At 60.3% G+C, this 14,335-nt stretch carries 11 protein-coding genes; 6 read left to right on the top strand and 5 right to left on the bottom strand.

Annotation, left to right across the window (positions count from 1 at the left end):
* Positions 1 to 66 precede the first annotated feature (66 nt).
* Entirely contained in the window at positions 67 to 1,218 is a 1,152-nt protein-coding gene (locus ACIOYV_RS15830) for an MFS transporter (protein WP_265039807.1), read from the top strand.
* A 295-nt stretch (positions 1,219 to 1,513) separates the two neighbouring features.
* On the opposite strand, the gene ACIOYV_RS15825 is transcribed toward ACIOYV_RS15830, so the two are convergent.
* The 4 genes from ACIOYV_RS15825 to ACIOYV_RS15810 form a co-directional block, all read right to left on the bottom strand.
* Entirely contained in the window at positions 1,514 to 3,937 is a 2,424-nt protein-coding gene (locus ACIOYV_RS15825; RefSeq protein ID WP_401324927.1) for a TonB-dependent siderophore receptor, read from the bottom strand.
* A gap of 97 nt (positions 3,938 to 4,034) precedes the next feature.
* The gene (locus tag ACIOYV_RS15820) at positions 4,035 to 5,009 is read right to left on the bottom strand and encodes a FecR family protein (RefSeq protein ID WP_265039810.1); all 975 of its coding nucleotides are present in this window, start codon (positions 5,007 to 5,009) and stop codon (positions 4,035 to 4,037) included.
* A gap of 40 nt (positions 5,010 to 5,049) precedes the next feature.
* Positions 5,050 to 5,550 (bottom strand): sigma-70 family RNA polymerase sigma factor, encoded by a 501-nt coding sequence (locus ACIOYV_RS15815; RefSeq protein WP_054051543.1) that lies wholly within the window; start codon positions 5,548 to 5,550, stop codon positions 5,050 to 5,052.
* A 129-nt stretch (positions 5,551 to 5,679) separates the two neighbouring features.
* On the bottom strand, positions 5,680 to 6,054 hold the full coding sequence (locus ACIOYV_RS15810; RefSeq protein WP_401324923.1) for a c-type cytochrome: 375 nt from the start codon (positions 6,052 to 6,054) through the stop codon (positions 5,680 to 5,682).
* 309 nt (positions 6,055 to 6,363) lie between these two features.
* Between ACIOYV_RS15810 and ACIOYV_RS15805 the strand changes: the two genes are divergently transcribed.
* The 3 genes from ACIOYV_RS15805 to ACIOYV_RS15795 all read left to right on the top strand — a co-directional run bounded on the left by ACIOYV_RS15805 (position 6,364) and on the right by ACIOYV_RS15795 (position 10,417).
* The gene (locus ACIOYV_RS15805; protein WP_401324920.1) at positions 6,364 to 7,533 is read left to right on the top strand and encodes an aromatic ring-hydroxylating dioxygenase subunit alpha; all 1,170 of its coding nucleotides are present in this window, start codon (positions 6,364 to 6,366) and stop codon (positions 7,531 to 7,533) included.
* Positions 7,534 to 7,681: 148 nt separating this feature from the next.
* Entirely contained in the window at positions 7,682 to 9,343 is a 1,662-nt protein-coding gene (locus ACIOYV_RS15800) for a choline dehydrogenase (protein WP_401324917.1), read from the top strand.
* 9 nt (positions 9,344 to 9,352) lie between these two features.
* Complete coding sequence (locus ACIOYV_RS15795; RefSeq protein ID WP_401324914.1) at positions 9,353 to 10,417, top strand: GlxA family transcriptional regulator; 1,065 nt, start codon at positions 9,353 to 9,355, stop codon at positions 10,415 to 10,417.
* A 286-nt stretch (positions 10,418 to 10,703) separates the two neighbouring features.
* Here ACIOYV_RS15795 and ACIOYV_RS15790 read toward each other — a convergent pair whose 3' ends face one another.
* A complete protein-coding gene (locus tag ACIOYV_RS15790; RefSeq protein WP_401324912.1) occupies positions 10,704 to 11,441 on the bottom strand; it encodes a class II aldolase and adducin N-terminal domain-containing protein in 738 nt (245 codons plus the stop codon).
* Between the two features lie 203 nt (positions 11,442 to 11,644).
* Between ACIOYV_RS15790 and ACIOYV_RS15785 the strand changes: the two genes are divergently transcribed.
* Positions 11,645 to 13,123: an aldehyde dehydrogenase family protein gene (locus ACIOYV_RS15785; protein ID WP_401324909.1), complete on the top strand. Its 1,479-nt coding sequence runs from the start codon at positions 11,645 to 11,647 to the stop codon at positions 13,121 to 13,123.
* Between the two features lie 245 nt (positions 13,124 to 13,368).
* The gene (locus tag ACIOYV_RS15780) at positions 13,369 to 14,304 is read left to right on the top strand and encodes a choline ABC transporter substrate-binding protein (protein ID WP_401324906.1); all 936 of its coding nucleotides are present in this window, start codon (positions 13,369 to 13,371) and stop codon (positions 14,302 to 14,304) included.
* The last annotated feature ends 31 nt before the right edge of the window (positions 14,305 to 14,335 follow it).

Here is a 14,335-nt window from a genome sequence, read left to right as displayed (position 1 = left end):
GCTGATCGAACCTGACCGGTAAGTCACTGTCCCTTGGGTACGCGACGTTTTTTGCCAAGGATCGATATGACCAACCTCAACACCTCCGCCACTTTTGTTCCCGGCCGCCTGGAACAGATGTCTACCCGCATCGCCTTTTTTATCGCCGGCCTTGGTATCGCTGCTTGGGCGCCGCTGGTGCCGTACGCCAAGGCGCGAGCCGGGCTGGATGAAGGGACCCTCGGTTTGCTGCTGTTGTGCCTGGGGGTCGGCTCGATTCTGGCGATGCCGATTGCGGGTCTCTTGGCGACGCGTTTTGGTTGTCGTCGCGTGGTGAGCGCCGGGGTGTTGTTGATCTGCGCGGCGCTGCCGTTGTTGGCGACGGTCTCGTCAATTCCAGCGTTGATCGCGACGCTGTTCATGTTTGGCGCGGGGCTGGGCACGGTGGATTCGACGGTGAACCTGCAAGCGGTGATCGTCGAACGGGCCAGCGGCAAGACCATGATGTCGGGCTTCCATGGCTTGTTCAGCCTGGGCGGGATCGTCGGCGCGGCGGGTGTCAGCGCCCTGCTCGGCCTGGGGGTTTCGCCGCTCGGCGCGATGCTGGTGGTCGTGGTAGTGCTGGTCGCTGCTTTGCTGAAAGCGGTGCCGCATCTGTTGCCTTACGGCAGTGAAAAGTCCGGGCCAGCGTTTGCCGTGCCCCATGGCATCGTGCTGTTTATCGGCATGATGTGCTTCATCGTCTTCCTCACCGAAGGCGCGGCGCTCGACTGGAGCGCGGTGTTCCTGGTGTCCGAGCGTGGGATCGACACAGCCTATGCGGGGATGGGTTATGCGGCGTTTGCACTGACCATGACCGCCGGGCGTTTGACCGGCGATGCCATTGTGCGGCGCCTGGGCGCGACGAAAGTGATGGTGTTTGGTGGGCTGACGGGCGCAGTCGGCCTGACGCTGGCGACCTTCGCACCTAGCTGGGAACTGGCGCTGGTGGGTTATGCGCTGGTCGGCGCAGGTTGCTCGAACATCGTGCCGGTGTTGTACACCGCCGTGGGCAAACAGACCGTCATGCCAGAAAGCATCGCCGTGCCGGCCATCACCACCCTCGGTTACGCAGGGATCCTCGCCGGGCCTGCACTGATCGGATTCGTCGCCCATGCCAGCAGCTTGAGTTTTGCATTCGGGTTGATGGCGGTGTTGCTGGTGGCCGTGGCCATTGGCGGGAAAGTGTTGAAAGTCTGAACAGCTTCGCGAGCAGGCTCGCTCCCACAGGGGATCTTCGTCTAACACTGCATGTGTGTACGATGCTCCCACAGGGGATCTCCGCTGAACACAGGATTTGTGTACGACTGAAGCCCAAATGTGGGAGCGGGCTTGCTCGCGAAAGCGGTGGGTCAGGCAACAGCTTTATCGACTGTGAAGCCCTCTTCGCGAGCAAGCCCGCTCCCACAGGGATCTGCAGTGAACACTGGATTTGTGTACGACGCAGGTCCCCTGTGGGAGCGAGCCTGCTCGCGAATGATGTCACCCCGGTCTATCAGAACCCGACGCTGGCCTGCACAAAGAATGTGCGCGGTGCGCCGACGTAGATGCCGGAGTTGTTGTCGCTGGAGCGGGTGAAGTATTGGTGGTCGAACACGTTTTTCACCCCGGCGCCGAGTTTCAGGTTCGACAGTTGTGAACCGAAGTCATATCCCCCGCGCACGTTCCAGGTCACGTAGCCCGGCATGTTGCCGTATTGCCCATCAGCGCTGCCTTCGGTGATGTAGTTGCCGGTGAAGCTGCCATCAGCGTTCACCCCGGTGCCCGGCGAGTGCTGCTTGGACTGGGCGAAACCGTCGATGTTGTAGGTCCAGCGATTGACGTCATAACGCAGGCCAACAGTCGCCACCTGACGGGAATAGAACGGCAGGTCACGGCCCTTGAAGCCCGGGATCTCACCCTCATACGTGGCGCGGGTGTAGGTGAAACCGGCGTTGGCGGTCAGGCCGTCGAGCCGTGGATCGAGCGCCGACATGTCGTAATGCACCGACGCTTCCAGGCCCTGGTGCTTGGTCGCGCCGAGGTTGGTCCAGCCCACGTCGTTGCTGATGTATTGCAGTTCGTCATCGAAGTCGATGTAGAACAGCGTCACTTCCCCGCCCCACACGTCATCGTTGTAGCGCGTGCCGACTTCATAGGTCTTGGCCTTTTCCGGGCTCAAACCGTTGGCGGTGCTGTCACCCGAACCGCCCTGACCAAGCTGAAAATATTGCAGGCTGCCGAACGAGGTTTCGTAGTTGGCAAACAGCTTCCAGGCGTCGGACAAGTGATACATCACGCTCAAGGCCGGCAACGGCTCGTTGCTTTCGATGCTGCGGTTTTTCTCTGGAACGCGTTTGCCAGCGGTGTCGAGAACGGCGCGGTCGTGCCAGTCAGTGCTGATGTGTTCGAAGCGAATCCCCGGTGTAATGGTCCAGTTTCCGACATCGATTTTGTTATCGAGGTACACCGAGTTCGCCTCGGTGCCACCGGTGCGATCCTGGAACACATGACCGTCTGACGTCGGAGTGATCACCGGTTGGTTGTTCACCAATGCCACGCGGCTCGACTGCTCGTGCATCGCTTCCTTTAGGTAGCGATAACCGACGCTGACTTCCTGGGTAGTCGGGCCGACATCGAACACGTGGGACACCCGCGGCTCGACGCCCAGGGTGTAATAGGAACGCGGATAAGAGCTGAGGGTTTTCTGGTCGCGGGCGGCGATGTTGCTGCCACGGAAACTGTCGGTGTAGTAGGTCAGCACTTCGGCCTGGGTGCGATCGTCAATCTGCCGCGCCCACTTGAAAGACACGTCTTTACGGCGGCCAGTGAAGTTGTCGTAGTCGCGCACGGACTGAAACGGACTGGCGTCGTACTGCTTCTGGGTCAGGCCGCCGGGCATGTCGGCGTTGGCGTCGTAATAGTGGAAATTCAGGCTGAAATCGTCAACGTCGGTGGGCGCCCAGTGAGTCTTGAGGATCACGTCGTCGATGTCGTTGCCGTTGTTGCTTTCGCGGTAACCGTTGCCGTTCACCCCGGTGTACAACAGCGCGACGCCCATGCCGTTATCCGCTGTGCCGCCAACAAACGCGGTGTCGATGTGTTTCCAGCCACCGTGCTGGGAGGTTTCCAGGGTGGTGCCGATTTCACCGGTGGCTTTTTCCGGGATGGCGCGGGTGACGAAGTTGATCACCCCGCCGACGTTCTGCGGCCCATAACGCACGGAGCCGGCGCCGCGTACCACGTCGATGCTGTCGAGGTTGCCAGAGGAAATCGGCGCCATCGACAGTTGCGGCTGGCCATATGGGGCGAATGCGGCCGGTACACCGTCGATCAACACCGTGGAGCGCGGCGACAGGCGCGAGGTCAGGCCACGTACGCCAACGTTCAGGGCAATGTCGCTGCCGCCGGTGCCGTTGGCATCCTGCACTTGCACGCCGGGGACACGACGCAACACGTCGCCGACGTTCATCGCGCCCTGCTCGATCATCGCTTCGCGGCGGATCACCGTGCGCGCGCCAGGGTGGTTCTGCACCACGGCGGCATCGGCGTCACCGAGCCAGTCGCCGACTACCTTGATGTCGGTCACGCCCAGTTCCAGCGGGCCGTTGGACGCAGCGGTCGGTGCCGGTGTCAGGGTCACCGAGCCTTCATCGATCTGATATTCCAGGCCACTGCCTTGCAGCAATTGGCGCAATGCCTGCTCCGGAGACAGGTTGCCGTCCACCGCCGGGGCCTGTTTGCCGGCGACCAGTTCCGGACTGAAAAAAACCTGCAACGAGGTTTGCTGACCGAGCTGGCTCAAAGCCTGGCCCAGCGGCTGCGCCTGGATGTGAATGGCATCGGCGGCGAACGCCTGAGGCAGCGCTGCGCTGACAGCCAATGCCAGCGCGAGCGGCAGCCAAGGTGATTTGTTGTTTTTAGCGGTGGTTTTTTTCACGTCGAACGTTGTCCTGTGGATCGCAAGAATACGCGGCTGTTAATGCAAACCAGTTGCAGTTGGACAAGAAGACGAAGAACTCGAAAAAAACCTGAATCTATCGCGCAATTATTTCCTGGCTGCCATCAGGAAGCGTGCGCACGGCCACCGGCAAGATGCTCGGCAAGGCCTTGAGCAGCGCGTCGGTGTTGTCGGATTTGAACACGCTGGTCAGGCGCAGATTGCCCACTTTGTCATTGCCGACCGTGAGCGGCTTCTCGCGATAGCGCGACACTTCGGCGGCGACTTCGGCGAGGCTGGCGTTGTTGAACACCAGTTTGCCGCTGCGCCACGCGGTCAGTTCCTGCGGGTTGACTGCGTAGGCGGCGGCCACTTTGCCTTGGGCATCGATCTGCGTACCGAGGCCAGCGGTGAGGTTGATGAAATCGGTGCCGTAGCCCTGAACCTTGACCGTGCCCTGCTCCACCGCGACCCTGGTTTGGGCCGGGTCCCGACGCACATCGAAGCGAGTGCCAGTGACCGTGACCTGACCGTTGCCGGTCTCGACCACGAATGGCCGGCTGGTGTCGTGCTCGACGCTGAACATCGCCTCGCCTTCCGTCAGCTCGATGCCGCGACGATTCTTTTCAAAGCGCACCTGCACACGGCTGCGACTGTTGAGGTCAATCACCGAACCGTCCGGCAACGCCACGTGTTGGCGCTCGCCCAGGGCCGTGGAAAATTCCGCGGTGTAGGTCGACGGGTGATTCAAACCGCTGAACAAGCCAAGGCCCAGCGCCACCGCCAACACACTGGCAGCCACGGCATAACGCACCAGCGGACGTCGCTTGCGGCGCTCCACCGGGGCTTCGCACAAGGCTTGCAGACGCTTGGCGGGCAGCAGATCCGCCGCCGTCCACAAGCCCTGAAGCAATTGAAATTCATCGCGGTGCTGCGGATGTTCGTGCAGCCAGACTTCGAAACGCCGATGTTCTTCGACGTCCACGGCCGGTTCCTGCAAACGCACAAACCACCGTGCCGCCTCGTCGCGAACCGCTGTTTGCCCGCACGCGCAATCACGAGTATCCATCATGGAAATTCCTGTTTGGCCGGGGATGAAAAGGCGCGGCCGATCATGGCTGCATTCCGTCGAGACGATCACGCAAGTGCCGCAGGGTGCGGATCATATACTTTTCCACCATGTTCTTGGACAGCCCCAACCGCTCGGCGATTTCTGCCTGGGTCAGGCCTTCGATCTTCTGCCAGACAAACACCTTGCGGCAGTTGATCGGCAACTCGGTGAGCGCCCGTTCAATGGAGTCGGCCAACTGGATCGCATGCATGAAATGCTCCGGGTCGCCGGACGACGACACACTGTGATCAATCGCCTCGGACTCCATGGCGCCCCGCCGATCCTCACGCCGATAGCCATCCACCGCAATGTTGCGCGCGGTCTGGTGCAAATACGCCCGAGGCTGCTCCACCGCCGCCGAATCCGACTCAAGCACCCGCACGAAGGTGTCATGGGCCAAGTCCTCGGCCTGCTGACGATTTCTCAGGCGACGGGTCCAGGTGCCGATCAACTCTTCGTAATGCTCGAAAAAGCCGTGGGTGCGGGGCAGCTTGGGGGTCATTGCGGTGTGCTGTGGGGAGGAGGCGTGAATAGTAATGCTTCCTATTAAGCCCGGCAAATCATTCCTCAGTAGCCTGATGAACGTAGGTTTTCAAAGAGGATTTCAGCGCCCGCCCCTCATCTGAGATCATCATTTTTTCGAAATCACACCACTCATGTATTGATGTAGATCGCGCAGGTCATCAACGCTCCAAGCGTGCGGCGGTATCTTTACCCCATTCTCTCGCAATGTTTTTGGAATCAGGTTTCCATTTGGGCGGAGTATTACCGATGACACAATTACGCCCGGATAATCAGTTAGCCGTTTCTTGAAAGCAGGGGTTGTAAGATCAGGTGTTGGTGGATTGCTTTTATTAGCCAACGGCCCGGTTCCTTTGATGTCGGCTCCGTGGCACACGGAACATCTCTGCAAATAGAGATTTTTCCCATTGAGGGTGTCAGCAAAGGACAGTGATGTTTGAGCTAATAATAAAAATCCTGGTAAAGCTATGAACGCTATTTTCATTTCCATATGACCTTGTTGGATAGATTAAATCTGAATCAAGGGTGAATCTCGCAAGTGCCACTGCAACACCCGATTCTGTCGATTTTGCGCCACGGTCCGCGAGTTACTCAATGTGCCATTATGGGTTTTAGTCGACTTTATTGAAGAGGCGACACTCTGTTCCTCATCGCGGCGCACCGTTCCCCCACCCTTGATCATTCCCCCACTCAACTCGTCGCAATCCATCAATCCCCACCCTGCCCCGCGCCCTAGATTAACTCCCAGAACAAGCAGCCGTGCCGTGCGGCCAGTCCCTGTGGAGATCACCCCATGCAAAATTTCCAGACCCGCAAACAGCAAAGTCCCGTCGAGGGTTGGGATCATCAGGACCCGGAAGAAGCCTTCACCCTGCCCTCGCGCTACTTTTTCGACGAGACGTTGTTCAAGGCTGAGCGCGACAATATTTTCATGCACGCCTGGCACGTGGCCGGGCATGTCAGTGAGTTCGCCGAGCCGGGTCAGTATGTGGTGACGGATATGTTTGATCAGAGTGTGGTGGTGGCGAGAAATCGGCAGGGCCAGATTCACGGGTTCCACAACGTTTGCCAGCATCGCGGCAATCGGTTGCTGGAAGAACGGCGCGGCACAACGGGCGGCGTGGTGCGTTGTGCTTATCACTCGTGGTGCTACGAAATGGACGGCACCCTGCGCGGTGCGCCGCGTTGCGAGAAGATGAAGAACTTCGAGTTGCAGCAGTTCAATATTCCGCAGGTGCGCACCGAAGAGTTGGGCGGGTTTATCTACTTCAATCTCGACCCGGCGGCACCGTCGTTGCGTGATCTGTTTCCCGGTGCCGATGAGGAGATGCGTCGGGTATTTCCGAATCTGGCGAACATGCGCCTGATCGAGGAACAGGACGTGATCGTGCCGGCCAACTGGAAGGTGATCATGGACAACTCCATCGAGGGTTATCACTTCAAGTTGTCCGGGCCGTGCCATATCGACCTGGCCAAGTTGATCGACTTCAAGGGCTACCAGTTGACCAAACGCGACAACTGGTGGACCTACATCGCCCCGGCCAACCTCTCAGTGACCGAAGCTTATGGTGTGCCGTTGAAGCCCGAAGTGAACCCGGATGAATGCTTCTTCAATATCGGCATGTGGCCGAACAACACGTTCTACACCTTCCCGTTTTCGGAGTTCCTGGGCTCTTTCATCATGATCCCGCTGGACGCCGAGCGCTCGCTGCTGCGCTTCGGTTACTACTCCAACAATGGCGAAACGGCGGCAGTCAGTGCGTCGTGCATGAAGTGGATGAATGAGGACCTGGGGCCGGAAGATATCGCGCTGAACATCTCGGTGCAGAAAGGCCTGCATTCGCTGGGTTACGACCAGGGTCGCTACATGATCGATGCCCAGCGCAGTAATGAAAGTGAGCATTTGGTGCATCACTTTCACAAGCTGGTGTTTAGCGGGATTCATGGGCAATCAGCAGTCTGAACCAAACACAGTCCATGTGGGAGCGGGCTTGCTCGCGAAAGCGGTGTGTCAGTCAGCATCAATGTCGAATGATCAAATGCATTCGCGAGCAAGCCCGCTCCCACAGGGTTTAGTGTCGAGAATTTTCGTTAATGGAGCACAACAAACCATGGCCAATCATGAGTTTGATTACCTGATTGTGGGCGCAGGCTCGGCGGGTTGCGTGTTGGCCAATCGCTTGAGCGAAGATCCCAACATGCGGATTCTGGTGCTGGAAGCCGGGCCGGCGGACAAGAGCTGGACCATCGACATGCCCTCCGCCGTCGGCATCGTGGTCGGCGGCACGCGCTACAACTGGAGCTACAACTCCGAGCCGGAACCGTATCTGGACGGTCGCCGGATCGGCACACCGCGCGGCAGGACCCTGGGCGGTTCGTCGTCAATCAACGGCATGGTCTACATCCGTGGCCATGCGCGGGATTACGACGGTTGGGCCGAGCAAGGTTGCGACGGCTGGAGCTATCAGGAGGTGCTGCCGTACTTCAAACGCGCGCAAACCCATGCCGACGGCGCCGACGATTACCGTGGCGCGAGCGGGCATTTGCACGTCACCCCTGGCAATACGCAAACGCCGTTGTGCGCGGCGTTTCTGGCGGCGGGTGCCGAGGCGGGATATGGCTTGAGCGACGACCTGAATGGTTATCGTCAGGAAGCATTCGGGCCGGTGGATCGCACCACTCGCAATGGGCGGCGCTGGAGCACTTCGCGGGGGTATTTGAGCGAAGCGCTGGCGCGGGGCAATGTTCAGGTATCCACCGATGCCTTGGCGTTGCGCATTCTGTTCGATGGCCAACGCGCCATCGGCATCGAGTACGAGCAGAACGGCGAGATCCATCAAGCGCTCGCCCGCCGCGAGGTGTTGCTCACCGCCGGAGCGATCAATTCGCCGCAGCTGCTGTTGCTGTCGGGTATTGGCCCGGCGGCGGAATTGCGCGAACTCGGCATTCGCGTGGTCCACGACCTGCCCGGCGTCGGCAAACGGCTCAACGATCACCCGGACACGGTCGTGCAATACCTGTGCAAAAAACCGGTGTCGTTGTATCCGTGGACCACCGCGCCGGGCAAGTGGTGGATCGGTGCTCGCTGGTTCGCCACCCACGATGGACTCGCGGCGAGCAATCATTTTGAGGCCGGCGCGTTTATCCGCTCGCGCGCCGGGGTCGAACATCCTGACCTGCAACTGACCTTCATGCCGCTGGCGGTGCAACCGGGCAGTGTCGATCTGGTGCCGGGCCACGCGTTCCAGATCCACATCGACCTGATGCGCCCCACCAGCCTGGGCAGCGTCACCCTCAACAGCGCCGACCCTCGACAACCGCCGCGCATCCTGTTCAATTATCTGAAAACCGAGCAGGATCGAGCCGACATGCGCGCCGGTGCTCGGCTGGTGCGCGAGATCATCGAGCAACCGGCCATGGCCGCGTTTAAAGGAGAAGAGTTGGTGCCCGGCCCCCACGCCCAGAGCGACGAAGCGCTGGACGCCTGGGCCAGGCAGGTCACGGAAACCGGCTACCATGCCAGCGGCACGTGCAAGATGGGCCCGGTGGGCGATCCGCAAGCGGTGGTCGATCCGCAATTGCGCGTACACGGCCTCGAAGGATTGCGAGTGGTAGATGCCTCGATCATGCCGGTGATCGTCAGCGGCAACACCAACGCGCCGACGGTGATGATCGCGGAAAAGGCCAGCGACCTGATCCGTGGCCGGCCAGCGCTGGCGACGGTTGATGTACCGGTCTGGATTCATCCGCAGTGGCAGACTCGACAACGATAGAGATCGCTCATGAATGATCAGTCGTCCAATAGCACTGAAAGCCGCTTCACCTGGCGGCGCGGCGATGTTGCGCCGTTGCGGGTCGCGGTGTTGTTGCTGCCGTCGTTTTCCAACTTCGGCCTGGCGGCGGTGCTGGAGCCGTTGGCGATTGCCAATTGGCTGACCCAGCGTCAGATATTCGAATGGTCGCTGTTGTCCCTGGACGGCGAGCCGGTGCAGGCCAGCAATGGCCTGATCAGCGTGGCCAACGACGGTCTGCGCGCCGATCAGGGTTTTGATGTGTGCCTGGTGATCGCCAGTTTCGATGTGCACAAACACAGTCGCAACCTGGCGCTCAAGAGTTGGCTGCGCAAACAGGCATTGTTCGGCGCGGTGCTGATGGGCGTGGAAACCGGCACCGAATTGCTCGCCGCTGCGGGAGTGCTGGACGGCTATGAGGCGGCGGTGCACTGGGACAATCTGCAAGGGTTTCAGGAAAGTTATCCGCGGGTCCACGCCAAGCCGCAGCTCTACACCCTGGAACGCCAGCGCATGACGTGCGCCGGCGCCACCACGACTCTGGACATGCTGCTTGGCTGGATCGGCCAAAGCGTCGACAGTGACCTGTCCCGGGAAATTGCCATGCATTTGTTGATGGGGCATGTGCGCGCGCCGGCCGACAATCAACTCGACGGCGGCCTGACCAACACCGGGATGTACGGCAGCAAGATTCGCCGGGCCGTGCAGTTGATGGAAAAAGCCTTGGAGGAACCGCTGGATTGCGAGGCGATAGCCAGTCAGGTCGGGCTGTCGCGGCGGCAGCTGGAGCGGCAGTTCAAGCATCAAACCGGCCTGTCGCCGCTCAAGTACTACATCACGTTGCGCCTGGCCAAGGCCCACAGTTTGCTGCAACAAACACGACTGAGCGTGGCCCAGGTAGCGGCGTGCTCAGGCTTCGGTTCGCTGGAGCATTTCTCCCGCACCTACCGCGCCCGCTTCGGCTGCCCGCCCAGCGAAGACCGCAGCCAGCTCTTCACCGCCCCGGTGATGCGCCAGCCCTTGAGCAAGGTACGGCGCCCCGCCGAGGCGGACTGATTTGCACCCGATACCCCCACTGTCGTAGCAGCTCGTTCGGTTTTGTAGCAGCTGCCGAGCCTGCGAGGCTGCGTTCGGCTGCGAAGCAGTCGTGAAAACAGGCGATGCGGTGTTTCAGTAAAACCGTGTGCCCTGGTTTTACGACTGCTTCGCAGCCGAACGCAGCCTCGTACCTCGGCAGCTGCTACAAGCCGAACGTAAGCATCGGCAGCTGCTACAAATCGAGCGCAGGCCTCGGCAGTTGCTACAAAACGAATGCAGGCGTCGGCAGCTGCTACAGATCGTGTTACGGCCTGATTAACCGATAGTCAGGCTCTTCCTCATCCAGAATTTCCATCAATGCGTTGAAATGCTTGTCGGCAAAGCCTGGATAGTCCAGCCATTGCCCGCAGGTCTTGCGCGCGATTTCGTCGCTGGCGATGCGCAATTCGCGGCCGGTAGAGAGCGCGGTGATATAGATCTCACAAGCACGTTCGAAGTAGTACAAATCATCGAACGCCTGGGCGATGCTCGGCGCCGCTACCAGCAAGCCATGGTTGCCCATCAACATGATCGGTTTGTCGCCGAGCAAGTGACTGACCCGCTCCGCCTCCTCGCCCAAACCCATGCCGTCGAAACCTTCGTCTATCGCTACACGCTCGAAAAAACGCATCGAGTTTTGCTCGATTGGTGGCAGCCGCGAATCCGTCAGGCACGCCAGCGCCGTCGCGTATTTGGAGTGGGTGTGCAGGATGCAACGGGCGTGGGGCTGGTTGCGATGGATCGCACTGTGCAAGGCCCACGCAGTGATGTCCGGCGCGTCCGGTCGGTCGAGGCTGGCCGGGTCGTCGGCGTTGAGCAGCAGCAAGTCACAGGCCTTGATCCGCGAGAAATGCTTGCCGTACGGGTTGATCAAAAACTCCCGACCGTCCCCCGACACCGCGACGCTGAAGTGATTGGCGATGGACTCGTGCAGGTTCAGCCGCGCCGCCCAGCGAAAGGCGCAGGCCAGGCGGATTCTCAGTTGCTCGACAGGTGGATTCATCGTGTGCCCTCGGCGTGGTGGATCGGCTTTCCGGCAGTGTAGAGAGACGCCGCGCCGACACTTGATGGGAAACGACATCGGCTGCCGTTATTTCGCGGCGTAGCCACCGTGGGAAAACGGCATGGTTATGCCGTGTTTGATCAAGAGCACCGCTTCCGGCACCTACATAGTGAGCGTCACGACCCACTTGGCTGGAGACATCGATGGTGCAGATTCCGTTGTTCATTGCAGGTGTTTGGCAGGCGCCGCAGCAGGCGCGATATCGCGATGTGATCAACCCCGCTAACGAGGACGTGCTGGCGCAGGTGGCCGTGGCCGGAGCGATCGATGCGGGGTTGGCAATCAGCGCTGCACGCCAGGCTTTTGATGAAGGACCGTGGCCGACGATGCCGGTCACCGAACGTGCGCAACTGATGCAGCGGATCGCCGGGCTGATCGAAAAGGATGCCGAGCATCTGGCGCGTCTGGAGACTTTGAACGCCGGCAAAACTTTGGGTGAAAGCCTCGGCGACATCGGCAATGTGGTCGCCACGTTTCGCTTCTACGCCGCCCTGCTGGAAACCGAAAGCGCCAGCGTCAACAGCCACGCACCGGCGCATGTCATCAGTTTCAACCAGCGTGAACCGGTGGGTGTTTGCGCGTTGATCGCGCCGTGGAATTATCCGCTGTTGCAAGCGGTGTGGAAGATCGCCCCGGCCCTCGCCGCCGGCAACACCGTGGTGTTCAAACCCAGCAGCCTGACGCCGATGACCGCTCACCGCTTGACCGAGTTGCTCGCTGAAGCAGGGTTGCCCAGCGGCGTGTTCAACCTGCTCTGCGGTCCTGGCGATGTCGGTGAATTGCTCGCCGCCAGCGATGACGTGGACCTGGTGTCGCTGACTGGTGGCGCCGGGGCCGGCGGCAAGGTGATGCGTGCTGCCAGTGGCAACTTCAAGCGTGTGGCGCTGGAGTTGGGCGGCAAAAATCCGAACATCGTGTTCGCCGATGCGGACTTCGAAGTGGCACTGGATCAGGCGCTGAACGCGGTGTTTTTCAACGCCGGGCAGATCTGTTCCGCCGGGTCGCGCTTGCTGGTGGAGGACGGGATTCATGATCGATTTGTCGAGGCGTTGCAGCAGCGGATTTTGAAGATTCGCCTCGGTGACGGCCTCGATCCGTTGACGCAAATGGGCCCGCTGATTTCCGCCAATCAGCGCGATCTGATCCTGACGATGATTGCCGGCGCGGTCGAACAAGGCGCGACGTTGTTGGCGGGCGGCACAGTTCCCGAGCAGTTCGACAGCGGGTTCTGGCTGCGCCCGACCTTGCTCGGCAACGTGCACGCTGGCATGCGCATCGCCCGAGAGGAAATCTTCGGCCCGGTGATTACCGTCGAGCGTTTCAGCGGTGAAGCCCAGGCATTGCGACTGGCCAACGACACGCCCTATGGCCTGGCCGCTGGCGTCTGGACCAAAGACTTGGGCAAAGCCTATCGCATGGCCAAGCGGCTGCGGGTCGGCACCTTGTGGATCAACGACTACAACGCCGCGTTTCCCCAGGCGCCGTGGGGTGGCTTCAAGTCCAGCGGTATCGGGCGTGAACTGTCCCGCGCCGGGCTCGATGAGTTTACTGAGCTCAAGCACATCTACCTCAACACCGAGCCGGCACCGTTGAACTGGTTTGGGGTTGATCAGCCGGGTTGAGATCGCAAGGCCAGTCAGCTAAGGATTGAACACTGCAGCACCTGTGGGAGCGAGCCTGCTCGGGATAGCGGCGTGTCAGGCAACATTTTTGTCGGCCGAATGACCGCTTTCGCGAGCAGGCTCGCTCCCACAGGGTCTGTGCCAGGGCAAGTCCCTTCACCACAGGCAGGTTTCGCATCACCCAAAACAACAAGACCACCACACCCCATACCGCTGCCGACGTTTACCTTTGAGGAGTTGACCCAATGAAAGCCTTGCTCTTGCTTGCAACCCTTACCCTGCCACTCCTGGCACAGGCAGCGGAACCCGAGTCCTGCGCCACGGTGCGGTTTTCCGATGTCGGCTGGACCGACATCACCGTCACCACCGCCATCACCAGCGAAGTGCTCGAATCCCTCGGCTACACCACCAAAACCACCCTGCTGTCGATCCCCGTGACCTACCGCGCCCTGGCCTCGGGCAAGGACCTGGACGTGTTCCTGGGCAACTGGATGCCCACCACCGAAAACGACATCAAACCGTTCCGCGACGCCGGCACCGTCGAAACCGTGCGCGCCAACCTGCACGGCGCCAAATACACCCTGGCCGTGCCGGATTATGTGTACGACGCCGGGCTGCACGACTTTGCCGACATCGCCAAATTCAAGGACAAACTCAACGGCCAGATCTACGGCATCGAACCGGGCAACGACGGCAATCGACTGATCCAGACAATGATCGACAAAGACGCCTTCGGCCTGAAGAGTTTCAAAGTCGTCGAATCCAGCGAAGCCGCCATGCTCTCGCAACTCAAACGCGCCACCCGCAAGAATGAATGGATGGTGTTCCTCGGCTGGGAACCGCACCCGATGAACACCCGCAACAAGATGAAGTACCTCAGCGGCGGCGATGAATATTTCGGCCCGAATTTCGGCCAGGCGACGGTGTACACCAATGTGCGCAAGGACTACCTGAAGGAGTGCAGCAATGTCGGCCAATTACTGCAAAACATGGAGTTCAGCCTGGCGATGGAGAACCAGTTGATGGATGCGGTGTTGAACCAGAATCAAAAGCCGAGGGCGGCGGCAAAGGCGTGGTTGAAGGCAAATCCGAAGGTGCTTGAGACTTGGTTGGTCGGGGTTACCAGTCGGGATGGGCAGGATGGTTTGAAAGCAGCCGGTGCAAGGCTGGCCGCTCAATAACGCCGAACACAAAATCCCTGTGGTAGCGAGC

The sequence above is a fragment of the Pseudomonas sp. NPDC087342 genome, from assembly GCF_044744265.1.
Lineage (GTDB): Bacteria > Pseudomonadota > Gammaproteobacteria > Pseudomonadales > Pseudomonadaceae > Aquipseudomonas > Aquipseudomonas nunensis.
This window is presented reverse-complemented; position numbering and strand designations above follow the sequence as displayed.

Coding starts and splice junctions, on each gene's coding strand:
- ACIOYV_RS15830 (WP_265039807.1), top strand. CDS start 67: ATGACCAACCTCAACACCTCCGCCACTTTTGTTCCCGGCCGCCTGGAA.
- ACIOYV_RS15820 (WP_265039810.1), bottom strand. CDS start 5,009: ATGATGGATACTCGTGATTGCGCGTGCGGGCAAACAGCGGTTCGCGAC.
- ACIOYV_RS15815 (WP_054051543.1), bottom strand. CDS start 5,550: ATGACCCCCAAGCTGCCCCGCACCCACGGCTTTTTCGAGCATTACGAA.
- ACIOYV_RS15810 (WP_401324923.1), bottom strand. CDS start 6,054: ATGAAAATAGCGTTCATAGCTTTACCAGGATTTTTATTATTAGCTCAA.
- ACIOYV_RS15805 (WP_401324920.1), top strand. CDS start 6,364: ATGCAAAATTTCCAGACCCGCAAACAGCAAAGTCCCGTCGAGGGTTGG.
- ACIOYV_RS15800 (WP_401324917.1), top strand. CDS start 7,682: ATGGCCAATCATGAGTTTGATTACCTGATTGTGGGCGCAGGCTCGGCG.
- ACIOYV_RS15795 (WP_401324914.1), top strand. CDS start 9,353: ATGAATGATCAGTCGTCCAATAGCACTGAAAGCCGCTTCACCTGGCGG.
- ACIOYV_RS15790 (WP_401324912.1), bottom strand. CDS start 11,441: ATGAATCCACCTGTCGAGCAACTGAGAATCCGCCTGGCCTGCGCCTTT.
- ACIOYV_RS15785 (WP_401324909.1), top strand. CDS start 11,645: ATGGTGCAGATTCCGTTGTTCATTGCAGGTGTTTGGCAGGCGCCGCAG.
- ACIOYV_RS15780 (WP_401324906.1), top strand. CDS start 13,369: ATGAAAGCCTTGCTCTTGCTTGCAACCCTTACCCTGCCACTCCTGGCA.